A 17,932-nucleotide genomic window follows, 5' to 3' on the forward strand; every position below is an offset into this window, starting at 1 on the left:
CTCATTCGCTTGAGGAATATGTACTGATGTCCGAACCGATTCAATGGCACACCCGCACTGATCTGAACTACACCGACCTGCTCTATCAACAGGCCGAAGGCATCGCCAAAATTGCCATCAACCGGCCCGAGGTGCGCAACGCCTTTCGTCCCGAAACGGTCAAGGAGCTGATTCACGCCTTCCATCACGCCCACACCGACCCCGATGTCGGCGTGATCATCTTCACCGGCGTGGGCAACGATGCCTTTTGCTCCGGCGGAGATCAGCGGGTGCGTGGCGAGGCCGGCTACCGCGATCAAAGCGGCCAGCAACACCTCAATGTGCTGGATTTACAAATGCAGATTCGTCGCCTGCCCAAGCCCGTGGTGGCGATGGTCGCCGGTTACGCCATCGGCGGCGGGCACGTATTGCATCTGATCTGTGATTTAAGCATCGCTGCCGATAATGCCCGCTTTGGGCAAACCGGCCCTCGCGTAGGCAGCTTTGATGGCGGCTTTGGCGCTGGCTTGCTGGCGCGCACCGTGGGCATGAAAAAAGCCAAGGAAATCTGGTTTTTATGCCGCCAATACAACGCCCAGGAAGCCCTGGACATGGGGCTGGTTAATACCGTCGTGCCTTTGGACACACTGGAGCAGGAAACCGTGGAATGGTGTCGGCAAATGCTGCGCCTGTCCCCCACCGCCCTGCGTATGCTCAAATCCGCCTTCAATGCCGACACCGATGGCCTGGCGGGGATTCAGGAACTGGCGGGCAATGCCACCGGACTTTATTATATGACCGAGGAAGGTCAGGAAGGCCGCAATGCCTATCTGGAAAAACGCCCGCCTGATTTTAGCCCCTATCGCAAGCTGCGCCTTTAGAATCTAGCCGTGGCGGACGCATCCTGCGTTCGCTAAAGTTTAGCGGCATCTGGAAGATGCCGCCACGAGGAGCGCCGAGTTGCACTCGGCTGATTTTTGATCCGTGTCCCGACTGGCCGAGTACAACTCGGCGATCCCAGCCGCCACGAGACTGCTCCTAAAAACCTAAACAAAGTTGCTTATGCGATTTTTAGGCACTTCGCTCTCCGTTGATAGCGCCCCGAAGGGCGAGCAACTGGAGTCCTGGTTGAGCAGTCCCAACCGAATGGCCGGTCAACACCGGCAACATGGGCGGTTTCAGCCGTCGAAACCCAGCTTGCGCCATAAAAGTGGCCTCGGCGTTCATCCTGAACAGAGAACAACTTTGCGATTCGACTTCGACCCCGACCATGGAACGCGAAACCTTCGCGCTTGTAGATAACCTATCTACAGTAGGGAATTTTGATGAAGAATGAAGAAAAAATCAAGAACTTTTTTTTGCTCTTTTGCAAGATAATTCTTGACTGTAAAACTCGGAAAATGATAGCTTGAGGCCATCAAATCCTTTGCGTATCGCCCACATTACCACTCTTGGGAGTTTTTCATTATGAGCCATGCTGAAATCCCCTCACCGTTGATTTTCACCGATTCTGCGGCCAACAAGGTCAAGGATCTGATTGCCGAGGAAAACAACCCCAACCTCAAGCTGCGCGTCTTTGTCAGCGGCGGCGGCTGCTCGGGGTTTCAATACGGTTTCACCTTCGATGAAAACACCACCGAAGGCGATACCATCGTGGAAAAAGGCGGCGTCACCCTGTTAATCGACCCGATGAGCTATCAATACCTGATCGGCGCCGAGATCGACTACACCGAAGGTCTGGAGGGCGCGCAGTTTGTGATCCGCAACCCCAACGCCACCACCACCTGCGGCTGTGGCTCCTCATTTTCCGCCTAAGCCCGTATCCCCTTGAGTTAAATAACCCGCCGCCTGGCGGGTTTTTTTTGGAGCACGCCCATGACCCGACATTCCCAAACGCTGCGCGTACTGGATACCGGTTTACGCCGTGGCGCAGAAAACATCGCCTTGAACCGGGCACTGCTGGAGGCCCATCAGGCCGGTGAAACACCGCACACCCTGCGCTTTTTACGCTTCACCCCGGCAGCGCTGGTCGGTTTTCATCAAGATGTCGCCCAGGAATTGCGCGTTGATTACTGCCAGGCGCATCAGATCGAAATCCAGCGCCGCATCACCGGTGGGGGGGCAATTTATTTTGATGAAACCCAGCTAGGCTGGGAGCTGTATCTGGACAAGGCTTTTTTAGGCAGCGCCGATATGACCGAGATTGCCGAGCGCATCTGCGTGGCCGCCGCTCAGGGCATCAGCCGACTCGGCATCGAGGCCCAGTTTCGCCCGCGCAATGATATTGAGGTGAATGGGCGCAAGATTTCCGGCACCGGAGGGGCATTTGATGGCAACTCCATCATGTATCAGGGCACCCTGCTGCTGGATTTTGATATTGAGCGCATGCTCAAGGTCCTGCACATCCCCGCCGAAAAACTCGCCGACAAAGCCATCGCCTCGGCGCGTGAACGCGTGGTCAATCTCAAGGAACTGCTCGGCTATCTGCCGAGCTTCGCCGAAGTACAAGGCCACCTGGCGCACGCCTTTGCCGAGGACTTTGCGGTATCACTGGACTGGGATAATGCACTCAATCCCCAGGAACAGGCGCGCTTTGAGGCGGCACTGGCCGAGATTGACAGCCCGGAATGGGTTTATCAACACACCCGCCCCGCCACCGCGCACATGGTTGAGCGGGTATACAAAGCCAAAGGCGGGCTGCTGCGCGCTGCCTTACAGATCGACACACAGACCGCGTGTCTTAAGCAGGTCTGGATCACCGGCGATTTTTTCGTCAAACCGCAACGCCTCATCCTTGATCTGGAAGCCTTCTTGAAAGACACCCCACTCGATCAACTCCCGGCCCGCATCCAGACATTTTTCGCCGACTACCCGGCGGAATTATTGGCCCTGAATCCAGAGGATTTCATCGCCTTGTTGTGTCCAGAAGTGGCGGCATCATCTTAATGCCACTGCAAAAAAGCGACGGCTAGAAGCCGCCGCCACTTCGTGCCGAGCCAGAGCGCGGCATTCCCGATGGGCTTAGTCCTGACGATAGACCGGGAAGCGGGCGCAGACATCGAGTACCTGTTGCTTGACCCGTTCCAGCACTGCCGGGTTTTCATGGTCATCCAGAATATCTGCAATCCAGTGGGCTAGTTGCTGGGCCTCGTTTAGACCAAAGCCCCGGGTAGTGATGGCCGGGGTGCCGATGCGAATGCCGCTGGTGACAAAGGGCGATTGCGGGTCATTGGGAACGGTGTTTTTATTGACCGTGATATAGGCCTGTCCCAAAGCAGCATCAGCGGCTTTGCCGGTCAGCCCCTTGGCAATCAGATCGACCAAAAACAGGTGATTATCGGTGCCGCCCGAGACGATGCGATGCCCACGTTCGATCAATACCGCCGCCATGGCGCGGGCGTTGTCGATGACCTGTTGTTGATACTGTTTGAACTCGGGCTCCAGCGCTTCCTTGAAGGCCACCGCTTTGGCGGCAATCGCATGCATCAGCGGGCCACCCTGGGTTCCCGGAAACACCAGGGAATTGAGCTTTTTCTCGATCTCGGGGTTGGCTTTGGCCAGAATCATGCCACCGCGTGGGCCGCGCAGGGTTTTGTGGGTGGTGGTGGTGGTGACATCGGCAATGCTGACCGGGTTGGGATACAAGCCAGCGGCCACCAGACCGGCGACATGGGCCATATCCACCAGCAGATAGGCGCCGACTTCATCGGCAATGGCGCGAAAACGTGCCCAGTCAATCACCCGCGAATAGGCCGAAAAACCCGCCACAATCAGCTTGGGGCGATGTTCCAGCGCCAATTGCTCGACCTGGGCATAATCCAGATAGCCCTGATCATCTACGCCATATTGCACGGCATGATACAGCTTGCCGGAAAAGTTGACCTTGGCGCCGTGGGTCAGATGTCCGCCGTGGGCCAGACTCATGCCCAGCACGGTTTCACCCGGCTCCACCAGGGCCATATACACCGCCGCATTGGCCTGTGAACCGGAATGCGGCTGGACATTGGCATAATCGGCGCCAAACAGGGCCTTGGCCCGTTCCAGCGCCAGTTCCTCGGCGATATCTACAAACTCACAGCCGCCGTAATAGCGTTTGCCGGGATAGCCTTCGGCATATTTGTTGGTCAGCACACTGCCCTGAGCCTGTAACACTCTGGGGCTGGTGTAGTTTTCCGAGGCAATCAGCTCGATATGTTGCTCCTGGCGGACGGCCTCGGATTGCATGGCATCCCACAGCACATCATCATATCCGGCCAGGGTCATACGGCTTGAAAACATATTAAGTAAACTCCATAAGGCAAATAATAAGGTAGTAAGTCAGGTTTAGCGTTTAAGGCCACCGCGACATCTGGAAGATGCCGCTACTTTGCTCAGTCCAGCGCAAACGCTGTTTTCATCTGCGCAGACATCTCCGGGAGCTGGGCCTGTAATGCCTCAAAATCAGCCAGCGCTGCCGGCAGGTCATGGCGCCGACAGGCCTGTTCGATGGCCAGGGCCAGCGTATACAGACGATGGGCGCTCATATTACCAGCCATTCCTTTGATGGTGTGACTCAGTTGCATGGCCTGCGGCAAATTATCCTGCGCCAGATGTTCTGCTAGTGTGGTAATGCGTTGCGGGAGATCCTGCAAAAAATCATTGACCAGCTGTGCCGCCAGTTCGCGATCATCCATCAGCCGCTCCAGCAGTTCGGCCTGGGCAAAGACGAGCGCACTGGCAATAGGATCTGCCTGCGCGGCGGCGCTGGCCCCGGCCTGGGCGGTCTGCGGGTGGCGTGGCAACCACTTTTGCAGTATCTGCAACAGCGCATCGGGTGAGACCGGTTTTTGCAGATAATCATCCATCCCCGCCTGCAGACAGCGCTCCCGATCGCCTTGCATGGCGTGGGCGGTCATGGCAATGATGGGAATATGCGCCACCGCTCCTGCCATCTGTGCCTCGTTTTCACGAATCCATTGGGTGGCCTGCAGGCCGTCCATCTCAGGCATTTGTACATCCATCAGGACCAGATCATAGGGCAGACTGCTCAGAGCGCTGAGAGCCTCCATGCCATTGGCCACCGCATCGGCGCGCAGGCCGAATTTGCGCAGGATACCCAAGGCGACTTGCTGGTTGATGATATTGTCCTCTGCCAGCAGGATGCGCGCCTTGCTGTCCTTGAAATACTCGGCGGCCTGACTTTTGTGCAGCTCGTGCGTCAGGTGCTGGGTGATCAGCGGGGCGTGCTGTTCACGCGCCAATGCCAGCGATAGACAATCAAACAGCTCCAGATGTTGCAGCGGCTTGCTCAGATAGCCGGAAAAACCGATCTCTTCCAGGCGTTTGCCCTGACCGCGCTGCCCGACCGAGGTCATCATTACCAAACGGGTCTCCTGCAATCGCGTATCGGCACGAATCACCCGGCCCAGGGTTTCACCATCCATGCCCGGCATACACATATCCAGAATCGCCAGCTGATACGGGTCTTGTTCGCTCAGCCCCTGATACAACAGGGCCAGCGCCTGTGGCCCATCACAGGCGCTGCTGGTACGCATCTGCCAGTGCTTGAGGCGCTGTTCCAGGATCTCCCGATTGGTGGCGTTGTCATCGACAATCAGGGCGCGCACACCGTGCAATGATGCGATCAGTAGCGTTGACTCTGCCTGTGCATCACCCTCCTGACACCCGAGTTTTACGGTAAACCAGAAGGTAGACCCCTCGCCTTGTACGCTGTCAACGCCAATCTCCCCGCCCATGAGAATGGCCAGTTGCCGGGAAATCGCCAGCCCCAGCCCGGTGCCGCCAAATTCGCGGGTAATCGAGGCATCAACCTGGGAAAAGCTTTGAAACAGCCGGTCCATTTTATCTTTGGGGATGCCGATGCCGGTATCACGCACGCTAAAGCGCAGATGAGCGGTTTGGGCATCGGTATGCACACAGCTTACGCGCACTGCTACCTCGCCCTGATGGGTGAATTTGATGGCGTTGCTGACCAGATTGGTGAGAATCTGGCGCAGGCGCCCGGGATCACCGCACAGCAGTACCGGCACATCCACATCCGCCGCACAGATAAACTCAAGTCCCTTCTCCTCGGCCTTGAAGGCCATCATCATGGCAAAATCATCCAGGGTGGTGCGCAAATCAAAATCCAGGGTTTCCAGATCCAGTTTCCCCGCTTCTATTTTGGAAAAGTCCAAGATGTCGTTAATCAGCGCCAGCAAGGCCTCGGCACTGGCCTTGACGGTGTTGGCATAATGACGCTGTTCGCCGTTGAGTTCGGTATCCAGGAGCAGCCCGGTCATACCGATCACTCCGTTCATCGGTGTGCGGATTTCATGGCTCATATTGGCCAGAAACTCGCTTTTGGCCTGACTGGCCTGTTGCGCTTTCAACAAGGCCAAATCGAGTTCGATATTTGTGCAGGCCAGTTCGTGGGCATAGGCATTGAGCTTTTCCTCGGCGAATTTGCGGGCGGTAATATCGCGGGCCACCGCATAAATCATCTCCCCTTGCGGAATAGAACGCCACTCGATCCAGCAATAGCTGCCGTCTTTGTGACGATAGCGGTTTTCAAAGCCGATCACCTCCTCTTGCTGTTTGAGCATACTCACGGCCTGATGGGTGCTGGCAATATCATCAGGATGGATAAACTCAAAAAAGGAGCGCCCTTCCACCTCGCTCATGGTATAGCCGAGCACCTGCTGCCATTGCGGATTGAGGCGGATAAACTGGCCTTGGGTATTGGCGATGCATAGCAAATCCAGACTGGTGTTGAAATAGCGGTCAAGCTCGGCACTCTTGGCTTTCAGGGCGATTTCTGCCTGCTTGCGGTCGGTGATGTCCTGATGGGTGCCGGCCATGCGCAAAGGCCGCCCATCGTTTGCCCATTCAATGACCTTGCCGCGATCCAGCACCCATACCCAGGAGCCGTCTTTATGATGCATGCGGCACTCGCATTCGTAATACGCCAGATCACCGGCGAAGTGTTCGGTCAGCCGCTGGTTGCTGATGATGGCGTCTTCGGGATGCAATTTATCCAGCCAGGTCTGGATGCTGATCGGTGCCAGCTCATCCAGGGTATGGCCGATAATCTGCGCCCAGCGCTCATTGAAGATGGTACGACCACTGAGGATATCCCATTCCCAGGTACCCACATGGGTGCCTTCGATAATATGCGCGAGGCGCTGGCGCTGTTGTTCTAATTGCAGCTCGATGTTTTTCAGGTGCGTCTGATCGAACATATAGCCACGGATTTTAACGACCTCGCCGTGCTCATTGAGTTCGAGCATGGTGAAATCATAAAACCACTTATAAATCCCTTCCTGGGTGCGCAGCCGGTAGGATTGTTCATAGGTGCTGATACCTTGTTCGATATTGTATGACACCTCGGCTTTGATCAGCGCCGCATCTTCGGGATGCAGCAAATCCTGGAAATGAAACCCAGGATGTTTCATTTGCTCGGGGGTATAACCCAGAATGGCCGTGACATTTTCCGAGACATACAACACCGGCCAGTGCGCCTGCGGTGACCACACAATGGTCAGCACCGGGCCATTGGAGAATAGCTTGCGTTCGGCCTGAAGCTCCTCTTCGGCCTGTTTGCGTTCGCTGATATCAATAAAGGCGCCGATCAGCTCCACCAGCTCACCGGCCTCATCGAAACACACCCGCCAGCGATCTTCCAGCCAGACCCAATGCCCGGCCGTGTGGCGAATACGATAGGTGCAAGTCCAAACGCCTTCATGGTTGTGCTGTTGCCAGCGCTTTTTGGTTTCTATGACAGCTTGCCGGTCATCCGGGTGCAGGGCCTCATGCCACCAGCGCGTATCATCGAGCGCCTGGTCAGGCGGGATGCCAAGTACGGCGTGAATATTGTGGGTCAGAAAGGTGAAAGCATCACAGTCTGGCTTGGTGGTATAAATCACCACCGGGCTGTTGGCCAGGAGCTGATCCAGGCGCTGGCGCGAGGTGAAAGCATTTTCCAGGGTGGCAAAGCTTTGGTTGAAGGTCTGGGCCAGCAGGGCTAATTCACGCGGCCCCCGCTCCGGCAGGCGCGCACTCAGCGAGGGCTTGTTGGCCAAGGCACGCAAATGCTGCGCAAATACCGCCACCGGACGGGCGGTCAGATAGGCCGCCAGGACGGTGGCCAGAATCACCATCAGCAGACTGAGCAATAAAATGACGCTTAAATGGGTGCGCAGGGTTTCCACGCCCTGAAAAGCCTGCTGATAGGTGAGCGCCACCGCGATCTCAAGATGCTCAAGGCCCGGCGAATCCAGCGGTGTTTGCTGCACCAACCAGTGGCTTTGCGGCGGTGGCCAGGTCTGCAGTGCGGCATGTTCATGCCAAAACTGATTGGCGACGATCAATTCACCATCATGATCAAGCAAGGCAACCGCATAACGCTGACGATCCCAAAACGAGAGAAATTGCTGCCAGGCTTGATATCCCAAGGTCACGATCAAAGCGCCTTCCGGGGAATCATGGATAAATACCGGGGTGGCAAACACCAGTCCTTTGGCATCTAGATACCAGAGCGTGCGCCCTGAGGCCGGTAGATGGTTCAGCCGCAAGGACTGTAGATCGTGCACCGTAGGTTCGCCGTTGCTGATGATCTCGCGGCCCTGAAAATCGAGCAGGGCAAAGTGGGCTTTGGCCTGCATACCGGCAATATCCCCCAGCGAACGAAACAGCACCGGCAGATAACGGTAGCGGTCTTCGGTATCAATCAGGCCATTGATGACCAGATCATTGTCCGCCAGGGTTTGCGCTCTCGCCTGGATGGCATACAGATGACTGCGCAGCAGGTCATGGTTGTATTCCAGCAGGTGATCCATGCGGGCATGTACCTCCTGCTCCATGCCTTTTTGGTAAAAATGCGCCAACAGGCCGCCGACAATGGCCAGGCTGCACAAGGTCAGCGGTAACACCCACAGCAAAACCTGGGTCGGCAGGCGATATTCTTGTAAACGCGGGAATTTCTTCACGATGCCCTGCTTATGGCGGTTATTCTTTGACGGATAGGGGGATGATCCCACCCTCGCGGGAGAAACGCCCCATCTGCAAGTCGCTGATATCTAGTGCATCATGGCGCTCCGGGGCAAAGGGCGGATGATAATCACGCACCAGCCCTTCGTGTGGCGCGAGTTTTTCTAAGGCCTGTTGTACGGCACTGCGCTCCACCACCCCAGCCTGGGTAATGGCGCTGGCCAGCAGATGCACCAGATCATAGCTGTGCGCGACGGCTGAGGGGGCGTAAATGTCGGCGATGCTGCGGGTCTGCGGAAACAGCGCCCTATAACCCTCCAGAAATTGCTCGGCACGCGCTGGAAACGGTGGATTAAAAAAGGAAAAAGTCTGCACAAAGCACAAATCCAATTCACCCAGTTGCGCAGCCAGGCGCTGCTCAAATTCCCCGCCAATCAGGCCCCAGTGAGAAATCACCGGCAGGCGCTGGGGCGGTGGCTGGTCTTGCAGGGCCAGCATAAAGTTCGCCGCATCGGGGGCATTGCCGACAAAGATCACAGCATCCACATCGGCCTGCTGGATGCGTTGCAGGGTATGCTTAAAACGCTGCTCCCCCCAGTTAAACCATTCCACCCAGGCCGGAGCCAGGCCATGATCACGCAATGCCAGGGTGAGAGATAGTTCATTAGAGCGCCCCCAGCTGGTTTGTTCGAGTACCAGCGCGAGGCGTTTGTACCCTTGCGCAAGGGCATGATCAATCAAGAATTGCCCGGCAAATTCATCCCGAATGGATACGCGAAAAACAAAATTAGGGCGCCGGTGGTGTTCTACCAGATGCGTTCCGGCGGCCCACGGTATCAGATACGGGATGCCATAGCTGTGAATCAGCTCAAGTTGTGCGTGAATCACCGGGGTGTGTTTGCCGCCAAGAATGGCGATAACCTGCGCATTTTTAGCAATCTGGCGAACATTTTCCACGCCGCGTGCGGGATTGCGCCGATGATCATGGATCTCCAGCATCAGCGGTCGGCCCAGAACCCCACCGGCACGATTGAGTTCACGAATCGCCACCAGCGCGCCGCGCCGAATGGCCTCACCGGCCTCGGCATCTTTGCTGGATAAATCGACATTGAGGGCGATGACAATCGGTGCGCCAGCCTGCAAGGGACTGATCGACAGGACACTGAGCATAATCAACAAAAGAATGCGTAACATAGATCTCGCAAAATCAGGCAGAGGTTAAGCGGAGATGGCGTACAGCCGGGCAAGCTGCGCGGCGGCCTGTTGCGTATCGGCGCTGGCAAATACCCCGGCGGTCACGGCGAGTAAATCTGCCCCGGCGGCGACCAAGGGGGCGGCATTGTCTGCCGTGATACCGCCAATGGCACACAGCGGCAGTGAGAGTTGTTGCTTGGCTTGGTGTAAAAGCGCTAGGGGTGCAGACGCTGCCTGGGGTTTGGTCACAGAAGGATAAAAGGCACCGAAGGCCAGGTAATCGGCCCCTTGGGCAACCGCCTGATAGGCCAGCGCCAGGGAAGCGTGACAGGTGATGCCGATGAGCTTATCAGGCCCCAGCAAGGCGCGGGCCTGTGGCAATGGCATATCGGACTGCCCCAGATGTACCCCGTCGGCATCCACGGCTTGTGCCAGCGCCACATCATCATTGACCAGAAACAAAGCGCCGAAGCGCTGACACAGTGCGCGTAATTGCTGCGCTTGCGTCAAACGCACCGAAGCGGCACTGTGTTTATCGCGGTATTGCACCAGTCGCGCTCCGCCCTGCAAGGCAGCCTCAACCTCAGACAGCAAATGCGGTGCGGGCATAAGTGTCTGATCTGTCAGCACATATAAGCCGCACAGGCGGGTTTTATTTATCATCACCCTCATCATCCAGGGACCAGAACAAACGGTTGGGCAGATGTTGGCCTTTGCCGGGGCAGTAGCCGGATTGCAGGGCTTGCCAGGTGAAATCCTGCGCCTCATGCAGCGCGGCAATGGGGTCGGTGTCTTGGGCCAGCAGCGCGGCGATACTGGCAGAAAGAGTACATCCCGAGCCATGATAGCTGGGCTTAAGGCGGTCCCAGGTAAAGGTACGCAGGCGCGCCTGACCGCTGTAGAGCACATTGTGTACCTTCAGGGTTTCCTCGTGGGTGCCGGTAATCAGGACAAACTGACAGCCACGCTGCAATAAGGCCAGCGCGCAGGCATCCAGACTATCGCCCTCGGGTGCCAGGGCGCGGGCCTCCAGGCTGTTGGGGGTGAGCACCGTGGCCAAGGGGACGAGCTGTTCCAGCAGCGCCTGGGTAATCGCCTCGCTCGACAGCGCACCCCCGCCGCCGGCTTTGAGTATGGGGTCAAGCACCACCGGAATGCGCGGATATTCCTGCAATAACGTATGCACGGCCGCCACGGCCTCAAGGCTGCCAAGCATCCCGATCTTGATACCCTTGACCGGCATATCATCGAGCACGGCGCGGGCCTGCTTGAGAATCAGCTCCGCACTGACCGGCATGAATTCCAGCACATCTGAGGTGTTTTGTACGGTGATGGCGGTAATCACTGACACCGGATGACAGCCCATGCTCAAGATGGATTCTGCATCCGCCAGGACCCCAGCACCGCCTGTCGGGTCGCTGCCCGCGATGGTCATCACGACTGGAATAGGCTGTTCACTCATGGATTAACATTACCGGGAAACATATCTGTGTTGGCGGCATGCCCGTGGCATCGGTGTCCGCCAGATCAGCGAAAACCGCCCTCGGCATGTCTGGGCAAGCCTGGTTGACCGATTGCAGCGTGCTTTGCGACATGAAAGATAAGCGGTACCGTATGCCATTCTGAGATTAAAGCGCTGCGTGCGGATTTTGTTAAAATTTACCGCCACGGTCTCAACGTCCGTATGTATGATAGAGTGTAGCATCCAAAGAATAGACAAGACAGTTTTGCACACCAGAAGTACGGGCTATTGGCGCCTGTGTGCTGTCAGCCGAGCAATCAATCAAGGGGGATAAGGCATTGTCTGCTGATCTAAGGACTGAGGTCACCGCAACCCATCAGACCAGCATTTTGATCGTAGATGATTCACGGGTCATGCGCCAGGCGCTCAAAAAAGCCCTTAAATCACACTACAACGTGTTGGAGGCCGCTGATGGCGAACAGGCCTGGGAGATGTTGTGCCAACATCCACAGATTCAAGGCCTGTTTACGGATTTGTCCATGCCCAAATTGGACGGCTATGGCCTGATTGCGCGCATTCGCGCCAGTCAGGAGGCCCATCTGGCCGGTCTGCCAGTGATTGTGATCACCGGCAAGGAAAATGAGGGCGATGCCTTGACCGAGGTGCGTGCGCAAGGGGCTGATGATGTGCTGCTCAAGCCCTTTGAGGATGCCCGCATCCTGGCCCTAGCGGCCCAGTATCTGCAAGGCCGTGATGCACAGACTACGCCGCCTGTCGAGGCGACGGATGCTGAACCTGCTGTTCCCTCGCCACCGCCCGCGCCGAATACCGCCGCACCCGCCATTGATGCGCCTCCTGTAGATCCCGACGCCGCCCCGTCATTGCAAAACCAGCTCGCTGAGGCGCGGGCGCAACTCAACAGCCTGCGGGAAGAGCGTGATACCCTCCAGCAAGAGCTTGAACAGCTGCGCACTGAACTGTTTTTGCGCCAGCAAACCTCGGATGAACGTCGGGCCCAGACGCGCATCAAAGAACTTGAACAGGCCAATGCTCAGGCAGCGGACGCCCTGGCGGCAGAAAATGCCCGCGCCAATGAGCAAGAGGCCAGGGTGCTGGGCCTGCAAAGCGACATCGGTGAGGCCGCCTCGAAACTGCAGGCCCAGCGTGAACAGATCAAGCAGCTGGAACAGGAACGCGCAGACCTGCATCAGGCGCTGGAAGCTGCACAACAGCGGACGCAAATGGCCGAGCAGTTGCTTGCCCAGGCGCGTGGCGAAGCGGTCAGCGACAGCTTTGCCCCAAGTGCGGCACTCGACACCCTGTCAGGGACTGCCCCGGACAGTGAAGCCCTCCGGCTGCGCTTGCAAGCTGCTGAGCTGGCTCAACTGCGGGCCGAGGATGAAATGGTCGAAGTGGCCTCGCGCCTGGAACTCGCTGAGGCCAATTTTCAGCAGGCCCAAGAGGAAAACCAGCGCCTGAGTCGGGAACTGAACCGCCTGCGCAATCACCTGCGAGAGATGGAAAAGGAGATCGTCTCGCAGCGTCTGGAGTTTGAGGAAAGCCTGCGGCGTAGCCAGGAAGCCCCGTCAGCGGACACCGGCGGCGAAACGCGTACACCTTCTGCGGCAACAGGCCGCTCGGCCACAGACTCGTCACCGCGCAGTGCCGACAGCGAGGCCGGATTCACAGAGACCACCCCCTCAGAGCAAGGTTTTACGATGCTCAATACCCAGGGTGAGCCGGTTCCGGTTGCCACGCGGGCGGGCGGTCAGCGGCATTATCCACGCGGCTTTGAGGAAGTGATCCAGCGCTGGGAGACAGAACGGCGCCGCCAGCGCTTGGTGCAAGGTATTTTGCTGAGCATTATCGTGGCGATGGGTGCCCTGATCCTCTTCTTGCTAAGCGGCTGGTTGCGAACCTAGGCTTTTACGGTAACGGCGTGCAGACTGAATATCATATTTTTATCGTGATCAAGGGGATAGCTTAATGGCGCTCACATTGGAACAATTACTGGATCATTCCACCGGTCTGGTGTCTTTACCCGCCGTTGCGATGCGTTTAAATCAGATGGTGGATGATCCCAATGCCACGGTGATCGACATCGGCCACTTGATCAGCCAGGATCCGGCGCTGACAATTCGCTTGCTCAAACTGGCCAACAGCCCCTTTTATGGGCTGACCCATGAGATTGACACCATCTCGCGGGCGGTCACCGTCATTGGCATCAAGCAGATTCGTGATTTGGTCTTGGCCACTGAGGTTACGCGGGTTTTTCATGAAATGCTCAATGATGTGGTATCAATGGAGGCCTTCTGGCGTCACAGCATTTACTGCGGCCTGGCGGCGCGGATGCTGGCAAAACATGGTCTGCCACGCAAGGGGGAATTTTTGTTTATCTGCGGTCTGCTACACGATATTGGCCGCCTGCTGATCTACAAACACGAACCCAAAGCCGCACACGAGGCGTTTTTGCTCGGACTGCGGCGACGCGGCGAAATGTCGCCCACCCAGGCGGAAAAGGAAATTTTAGGCTATGACCATGCCGAAGTCGGCGGCGCCCTGGCGCAACGCTGGCAACTGCCGCAAAGCCTGCAATCCTGCATCTTCTATCACCACAACCCCGCCGGGGCGGGTGAGTTTCAAATCGAGGCGAGCATCGTGCATATTGCCAACAGCATTGCCCACATGGCCGAACTCGATACCCGCGATGAACGTGATGTACCGCCGATTCAGCCGCAGGCCTGGGAGCGTATCCAGCTGACGGCAGCGGTCTTGCCCGAGATCATCGAAAAAGCCCAGCAGCAGGTAGTGGAAGTAGAATCCCTGCTGCTGCGGGATGGTGAAGTGTTCTAAGCGTTATGGGTATGTATGCCATGCCTGAACGAATACCCTCTCCCGCCTTGGTGTGGTGCATGTGCATCATCTGGGTGGCCACGCTCAGTGCCTGCGCCACCGGGCCGATTCCCGCCGCCTTGCAGATGCCTCCCGGCCCCTTGCCAACACTGCATGAGGTGCGTAACGACCCGGCGGCGCACCTTGGGCAGCCCGTGCGCTGGGGTGGCACCATTGCCCAGATCGAAAATCTGCCCAGCGAAACCCAACTGGAACTGGTGTCGCGTCCCTTGGGTAATACTACGCGGCCGCAGGAAACGGATCTCACGGAAGGCCGCTTTGTGGCCATCCTGCCCGGCTTTCTCGACCCGGCAATTTATGCCCCCGGACGCGAGCTGACGCTGGTGGGGCAGATCGAAGGCACCCTCAGCCGAACCATCGGCACCCATCCTTACGCCTTTGTCCTGATACGCGCCCAGGCGCATCACCTCTGGCCCGAGCGCGAAGTACTCCCCCCATATCCCCTGCACTGGAATCCCTGGTTTTATGACCCTTGGTATGCCCCGCATCCCTTTCATCGCCCCTGGCCATATCACTGAGCCGGTATAGCCCCGTGGAGCGCGTGAGCAAAACCAGCACCATGTCTCGCATCGGGCTGATCGCGTTACTCCTCGTGCTGTGGCTGAGCGGCTGCGCCACCGGCCCGCGTTATGACACCGAGGGGATTGATCTTAGCCTCTCACCGCGCAGCGTGATCGAAGTCGGCACATTTCCTGCCGGTCAACGCATCCTCTGGGGCGGTGCGATCATCGAAGTGCGCAATCTGCACCAGAGCAGCGAAATTGAGCTAATGGCCTTTCCCCTGGATCAGCAGCAACGTCCCCAGACCCACAAAGCTGCCCAAGGCCGCTTCCTGGCCCACTGGCCTGCCTATCTGGAGGCCATGGACTACGCCCCAGGGCGCCTGTTGACCGTGACAGGCACCCTCATCGACATCACCACCGGCCCCATCGGCGCCGCGACCTATCACTATCCCAACGTGCAGATTGAACAGCTACACCTCTGGCCTGCACAGGCATCGCCCACCCGCCCACGCCTGCACATCGGCATCGGCGTCACCTTGGGCAATTAACCCATGCCAAGGCGGGTGTAGCAAGGCAATGATGTCCTCAGCGCTTCTTCAATAATCTGCGCACACTCCGTTTTTACCGGCGTTTCTCCTGTCAGGAAGCGATGCTTGCCTTCATGTTCAATGCCTTTGATCAATCCTTCTCGAACCCCACTTATGGGCAATCATCGCCATAGTTGAGAATCCATCGTCTGCCTAAAGCTGTCAACCCAATTCAGAAAAGTCCCCTTTTGTGCAAAGCAGAAGTGTCCCCCGTAGAATGCGTGGTTATGGTGTTTGGGCTGGTGCCGGAGTGATGTTGCCCCGACCTCTCCAAGGGTGGTCCGGCGCCGGTTTGTAGGTTGGCTTGGCGGTCTGTTTTGCCTTGGCCTGGTCGACGCTGTGGTGGACACTTTTTTCATCATCCAGCGGTGTGGGCGGTTCGCCCTCAGCCAACAGACGGTAAGGCATGATGTGCCCCTGGTGCAGGAGGGTGATGGTGCCGTCGAAGGCCTCGCAGACGGTGAGGGTGGCACCCCGCAGGCGGTAGCCCTTGCCCTGTCCCTGAAGCTGATATTCCCGGTTCTTGAACTGGAAGCAAAGGTTCTTGGAGAGCTTACGGGTATGGTGCAGGCAAAGGATGAGGGCCTGCTCCTCGGGGCTGTGCAGCACCGGTCGGTGGGCATCCTGGGGGCTTTGTGGCTCGACGGCGAAGCGGGCGTTGAAGTCGGCCATGAAGGTGGGGAGGAAGGCGTTGGCGGCGTCGATGTCCGAGATCTCACGCAGGCGCAGCTCCTTGACCAAACGGTCTTGCAGGGTCTGGTTGGCCCGCTCCACCCGCCCCTTGGCCTGAGGCGTGTTGGCATGAATGGCGGCGATGTCGAGGGTCTTGAGGGCGCGGGAAAACTGGGTCAGCTCCCCGTCGTGCTCAGGATGATTGACACGGAAGATGCTGTGTTTGTCTGAGTAGAGGGCCACCGGACGTCCGTGCTGATCCAGGTATTGCTGTAGGGTCTCCATGTAGGCCTGGGTGGTCTCGGCGGGCACGAAGCGCAGGGCCATCAGGCGCCCTGTGGCGTCGTCGATGAACACAATCAGGGTACAGCGCGGGCCGCGCACCTCAAACCAGTCATGGGGCGAGCCGTCGATTTGAATGAGCTCCCCCAGGCAGGGGCGGCGTGGACGGCGCTGATGAATGCGGGCTTGCTTGCGTTGCTTGGGCTGCCATAGCCCATCGGCCACCATCCACTGGCGCAGGGTCTCGACCGAGAGATGATGACCATGGCGCTCGGCCAGCTTTTCGCAGGCCAGGGTGGGGCCAAAGTCGGTGTAGTGCGTCTTGACCAAGGCGAGCACCTCCTGGCGTACTGTCTCGGCAATGGCGTTATTGGGACGTCGGCCACGGTGGCCACTGCGTAGCCCTGTCGCCCCATGCTCACGATAGCGGCGAACCAGGCGCTTGACCTGGCGCACGCTCAACCCCAGGCGCTGGGCCGCCTCGGCCTGCCGCAGATGCTTGTTCGCCACCGCCTGAATCATCTCTAGTCGGTCAATTTCTTTGTGACTCATCGTAATGTGCTCCTTCGTCATGCGTGCCCCTCCCGCTTAAATATAAAGGGGACATTTTAGAATTGGACGAAGGGGACATTACTGCTTTGGGCTAACATCGTCTGCCTAAAGCTTGCCAGCCAGTCGATTCTCTGCTAAAAACACTCGCCTTTTCCACGAGGAGAGATCACCATGGCCGCAAAAGGTAGTAAAGCACGTTCCCCCAAGGCGAAAGCAAAGGAAACCCCTTCTCAGGATGCGGCGGCTGCCAAAGAAATTGCACCGTATGAAGCCAGTGAAGGTGAGGAGTACATGAGTCCAGAGCAACAGGCGCATTTCCGCCAAATTCTGCTGGCGTGGAAGCAAAACCTGATGGAAGAGGTTGACCGCACCGTGGATCATATGAAGGAGGATGCCTCAAATTTCGCCGATCCCGCTGACCGCGCCACGCAAGAAGAAGAATTCAGCCTGGAATTGCGCACCCGCGACCGCGAGCGCAAATTGATCAAAAAAATTGATGAGGCCATGGCCAGCATTGAAAACGGTGATTATGGCTATTGTGAGGCCTGCGGCATCGAAATCGGTGTCCGCCGCCTGGAGGCCCGCCCCACCGCCACGTTGTGCATTGACTGCAAAACTTTGCAGGAAATCAAGGAAAAACAAATGGCATAACCGCCACCACGACGTGGTAAACGCCGCATGCCTTTGCACACAGCAATTGAGCAGGAGGGGGTTACTTCCCCCATCCTCTCATACCACCGGGCATACGGCCTCGTCCCAAGAGCAAAAAACAGTTCTTGATTTTTTCTTCATTCTTCATCAAAATTTCCTACTGTAGATAG

Annotated in this window: 14 protein-coding genes; 8 read left to right on the plus strand and 6 right to left on the minus strand. The window is 57.6% G+C overall.

All coding sequences use genetic code 11. From position 1 onward, the window contains the following. The first annotated feature begins 26 nt into the window (after window positions 1-26). From menB to THISIDRAFT_RS11105, 3 genes are all read left to right on the plus strand, one after another. The gene (gene menB / locus THISIDRAFT_RS11095; protein WP_006786516.1) at window positions 27-860 is read left to right on the plus strand and encodes a 1,4-dihydroxy-2-naphthoyl-CoA synthase; all 834 of its coding nucleotides are present in this window, start codon (window positions 27-29) and stop codon (window positions 858-860) included. A 586-nt stretch (window positions 861-1,446) separates the two neighbouring features. Continuing rightward, window positions 1,447-1,794, plus strand: coding sequence for an iron-sulfur cluster insertion protein ErpA (gene erpA / locus THISIDRAFT_RS11100; protein ID WP_006786515.1), 348 nt, complete (start codon window positions 1,447-1,449; stop codon window positions 1,792-1,794). Between the two features lie 60 nt (window positions 1,795-1,854). Beyond that, window positions 1,855-2,925, plus strand: a complete 1,071-nt coding sequence (locus tag THISIDRAFT_RS11105) for a lipoate--protein ligase family protein (RefSeq protein WP_006786514.1) — start codon at window positions 1,855-1,857, stop codon at window positions 2,923-2,925. A 75-nt stretch (window positions 2,926-3,000) separates the two neighbouring features. Here the strand turns inward: THISIDRAFT_RS11105 and glyA are convergent, their stop codons facing one another. The 5 genes from glyA to thiD form a co-directional block, all read right to left on the minus strand. Beyond that, entirely contained in the window at window positions 3,001-4,257 is a 1,257-nt protein-coding gene (gene glyA, locus THISIDRAFT_RS11110) for a serine hydroxymethyltransferase (protein ID WP_006786513.1), read from the minus strand. Window positions 4,258-4,349: 92 nt separating this feature from the next. Further along, window positions 4,350-8,945, minus strand: coding sequence for a PAS domain-containing protein (locus THISIDRAFT_RS11115; RefSeq protein WP_006786512.1), 4,596 nt, complete (start codon window positions 8,943-8,945; stop codon window positions 4,350-4,352). Window positions 8,946-8,964: 19 nt separating this feature from the next. Beyond that, on the minus strand, window positions 8,965-10,140 hold the full coding sequence (locus tag THISIDRAFT_RS11120) for an ABC transporter substrate-binding protein (protein WP_006786511.1): 1,176 nt from the start codon (window positions 10,138-10,140) through the stop codon (window positions 8,965-8,967). Between the two features lie 24 nt (window positions 10,141-10,164). Next, window positions 10,165-10,803, minus strand: coding sequence for a thiamine phosphate synthase (gene thiE, locus THISIDRAFT_RS11125; protein WP_006786510.1), 639 nt, complete (start codon window positions 10,801-10,803; stop codon window positions 10,165-10,167). Continuing rightward, complete coding sequence (gene thiD, locus THISIDRAFT_RS11130) at window positions 10,793-11,602, minus strand: bifunctional hydroxymethylpyrimidine kinase/phosphomethylpyrimidine kinase (protein ID WP_006786509.1); 810 nt, start codon at window positions 11,600-11,602, stop codon at window positions 10,793-10,795. The genes thiE and thiD overlap by 11 nt, the downstream gene beginning before the upstream one ends. A gap of 338 nt (window positions 11,603-11,940) precedes the next feature. On the opposite strand from thiD, the gene THISIDRAFT_RS11135 reads away from it, so the two are divergent. The 4 genes from THISIDRAFT_RS11135 (at window position 11,941) to THISIDRAFT_RS11150 (ending at window position 15,566) form a co-directional block, all read left to right on the plus strand. Then, window positions 11,941-13,524 carry a response regulator gene (locus tag THISIDRAFT_RS11135; RefSeq protein ID WP_139063956.1) on the plus strand — a complete coding sequence of 528 codons (1,584 nt, stop codon included), beginning with the start codon at window positions 11,941-11,943 and terminating at the stop codon, window positions 13,522-13,524. 64 nt (window positions 13,525-13,588) lie between these two features. Next, window positions 13,589-14,455, plus strand: coding sequence for an HDOD domain-containing protein (locus tag THISIDRAFT_RS11140; protein WP_006786507.1), 867 nt, complete (start codon window positions 13,589-13,591; stop codon window positions 14,453-14,455). Window positions 14,456-14,475: 20 nt separating this feature from the next. Continuing rightward, on the plus strand, window positions 14,476-15,033 hold the full coding sequence (locus THISIDRAFT_RS11145; protein WP_040851558.1) for a Slp family lipoprotein: 558 nt from the start codon (window positions 14,476-14,478) through the stop codon (window positions 15,031-15,033). A gap of 23 nt (window positions 15,034-15,056) precedes the next feature. Next, on the plus strand, window positions 15,057-15,566 hold the full coding sequence (locus THISIDRAFT_RS11150) for a Slp family lipoprotein (protein ID WP_139063955.1): 510 nt from the start codon (window positions 15,057-15,059) through the stop codon (window positions 15,564-15,566). Window positions 15,567-15,830: 264 nt separating this feature from the next. Here the strand turns inward: THISIDRAFT_RS11150 and THISIDRAFT_RS11155 are convergent, their stop codons facing one another. After that, window positions 15,831-17,132 carry an ISNCY family transposase gene (locus THISIDRAFT_RS11155; RefSeq protein ID WP_006786022.1) on the minus strand — a complete coding sequence of 434 codons (1,302 nt, stop codon included), beginning with the start codon at window positions 17,130-17,132 and terminating at the stop codon, window positions 15,831-15,833. A 150-nt stretch (window positions 17,133-17,282) separates the two neighbouring features. Here THISIDRAFT_RS11155 and dksA point away from each other — a divergent pair, with 150 nt between their 5' ends. After that, window positions 17,283-17,762, plus strand: a complete 480-nt coding sequence (gene dksA / locus THISIDRAFT_RS11160; protein ID WP_006786504.1) for an RNA polymerase-binding protein DksA — start codon at window positions 17,283-17,285, stop codon at window positions 17,760-17,762. Window positions 17,763-17,932 lie beyond the last annotated feature (170 nt).

This window comes from Thiorhodospira sibirica ATCC 700588, assembly GCF_000227725.2.
Taxonomy (GTDB): Bacteria; Pseudomonadota; Gammaproteobacteria; order Ectothiorhodospirales; family Ectothiorhodospiraceae; genus Thiorhodospira; species Thiorhodospira sibirica.

Bases quoted from the DNA above. Each gene is read 5' to 3' on its own strand.
- menB (WP_006786516.1), top strand. From the start codon at position 27: ATGTCCGAACCGATTCAATGGCACACCCGCACTGATCTGAACTACACC.
- erpA (WP_006786515.1), top strand. From the start codon at position 1,447: ATGAGCCATGCTGAAATCCCCTCACCGTTGATTTTCACCGATTCTGCG.
- THISIDRAFT_RS11105 (WP_006786514.1), top strand. From the start codon at position 1,855: ATGACCCGACATTCCCAAACGCTGCGCGTACTGGATACCGGTTTACGC.
- glyA (WP_006786513.1), bottom strand. From the start codon at position 4,257: ATGTTTTCAAGCCGTATGACCCTGGCCGGATATGATGATGTGCTGTGG.
- THISIDRAFT_RS11120 (WP_006786511.1), bottom strand. From the start codon at position 10,140: ATGTTACGCATTCTTTTGTTGATTATGCTCAGTGTCCTGTCGATCAGT.
- thiE (WP_006786510.1), bottom strand. From the start codon at position 10,803: ATGATAAATAAAACCCGCCTGTGCGGCTTATATGTGCTGACAGATCAG.
- thiD (WP_006786509.1), bottom strand. From the start codon at position 11,602: ATGAGTGAACAGCCTATTCCAGTCGTGATGACCATCGCGGGCAGCGAC.
- THISIDRAFT_RS11140 (WP_006786507.1), top strand. From the start codon at position 13,589: ATGGCGCTCACATTGGAACAATTACTGGATCATTCCACCGGTCTGGTG.
- THISIDRAFT_RS11145 (WP_040851558.1), top strand. From the start codon at position 14,476: ATGCCTGAACGAATACCCTCTCCCGCCTTGGTGTGGTGCATGTGCATC.
- THISIDRAFT_RS11155 (WP_006786022.1), bottom strand. From the start codon at position 17,132: ATGACGAAGGAGCACATTACGATGAGTCACAAAGAAATTGACCGACTA.
- dksA (WP_006786504.1), top strand. From the start codon at position 17,283: ATGGCCGCAAAAGGTAGTAAAGCACGTTCCCCCAAGGCGAAAGCAAAG.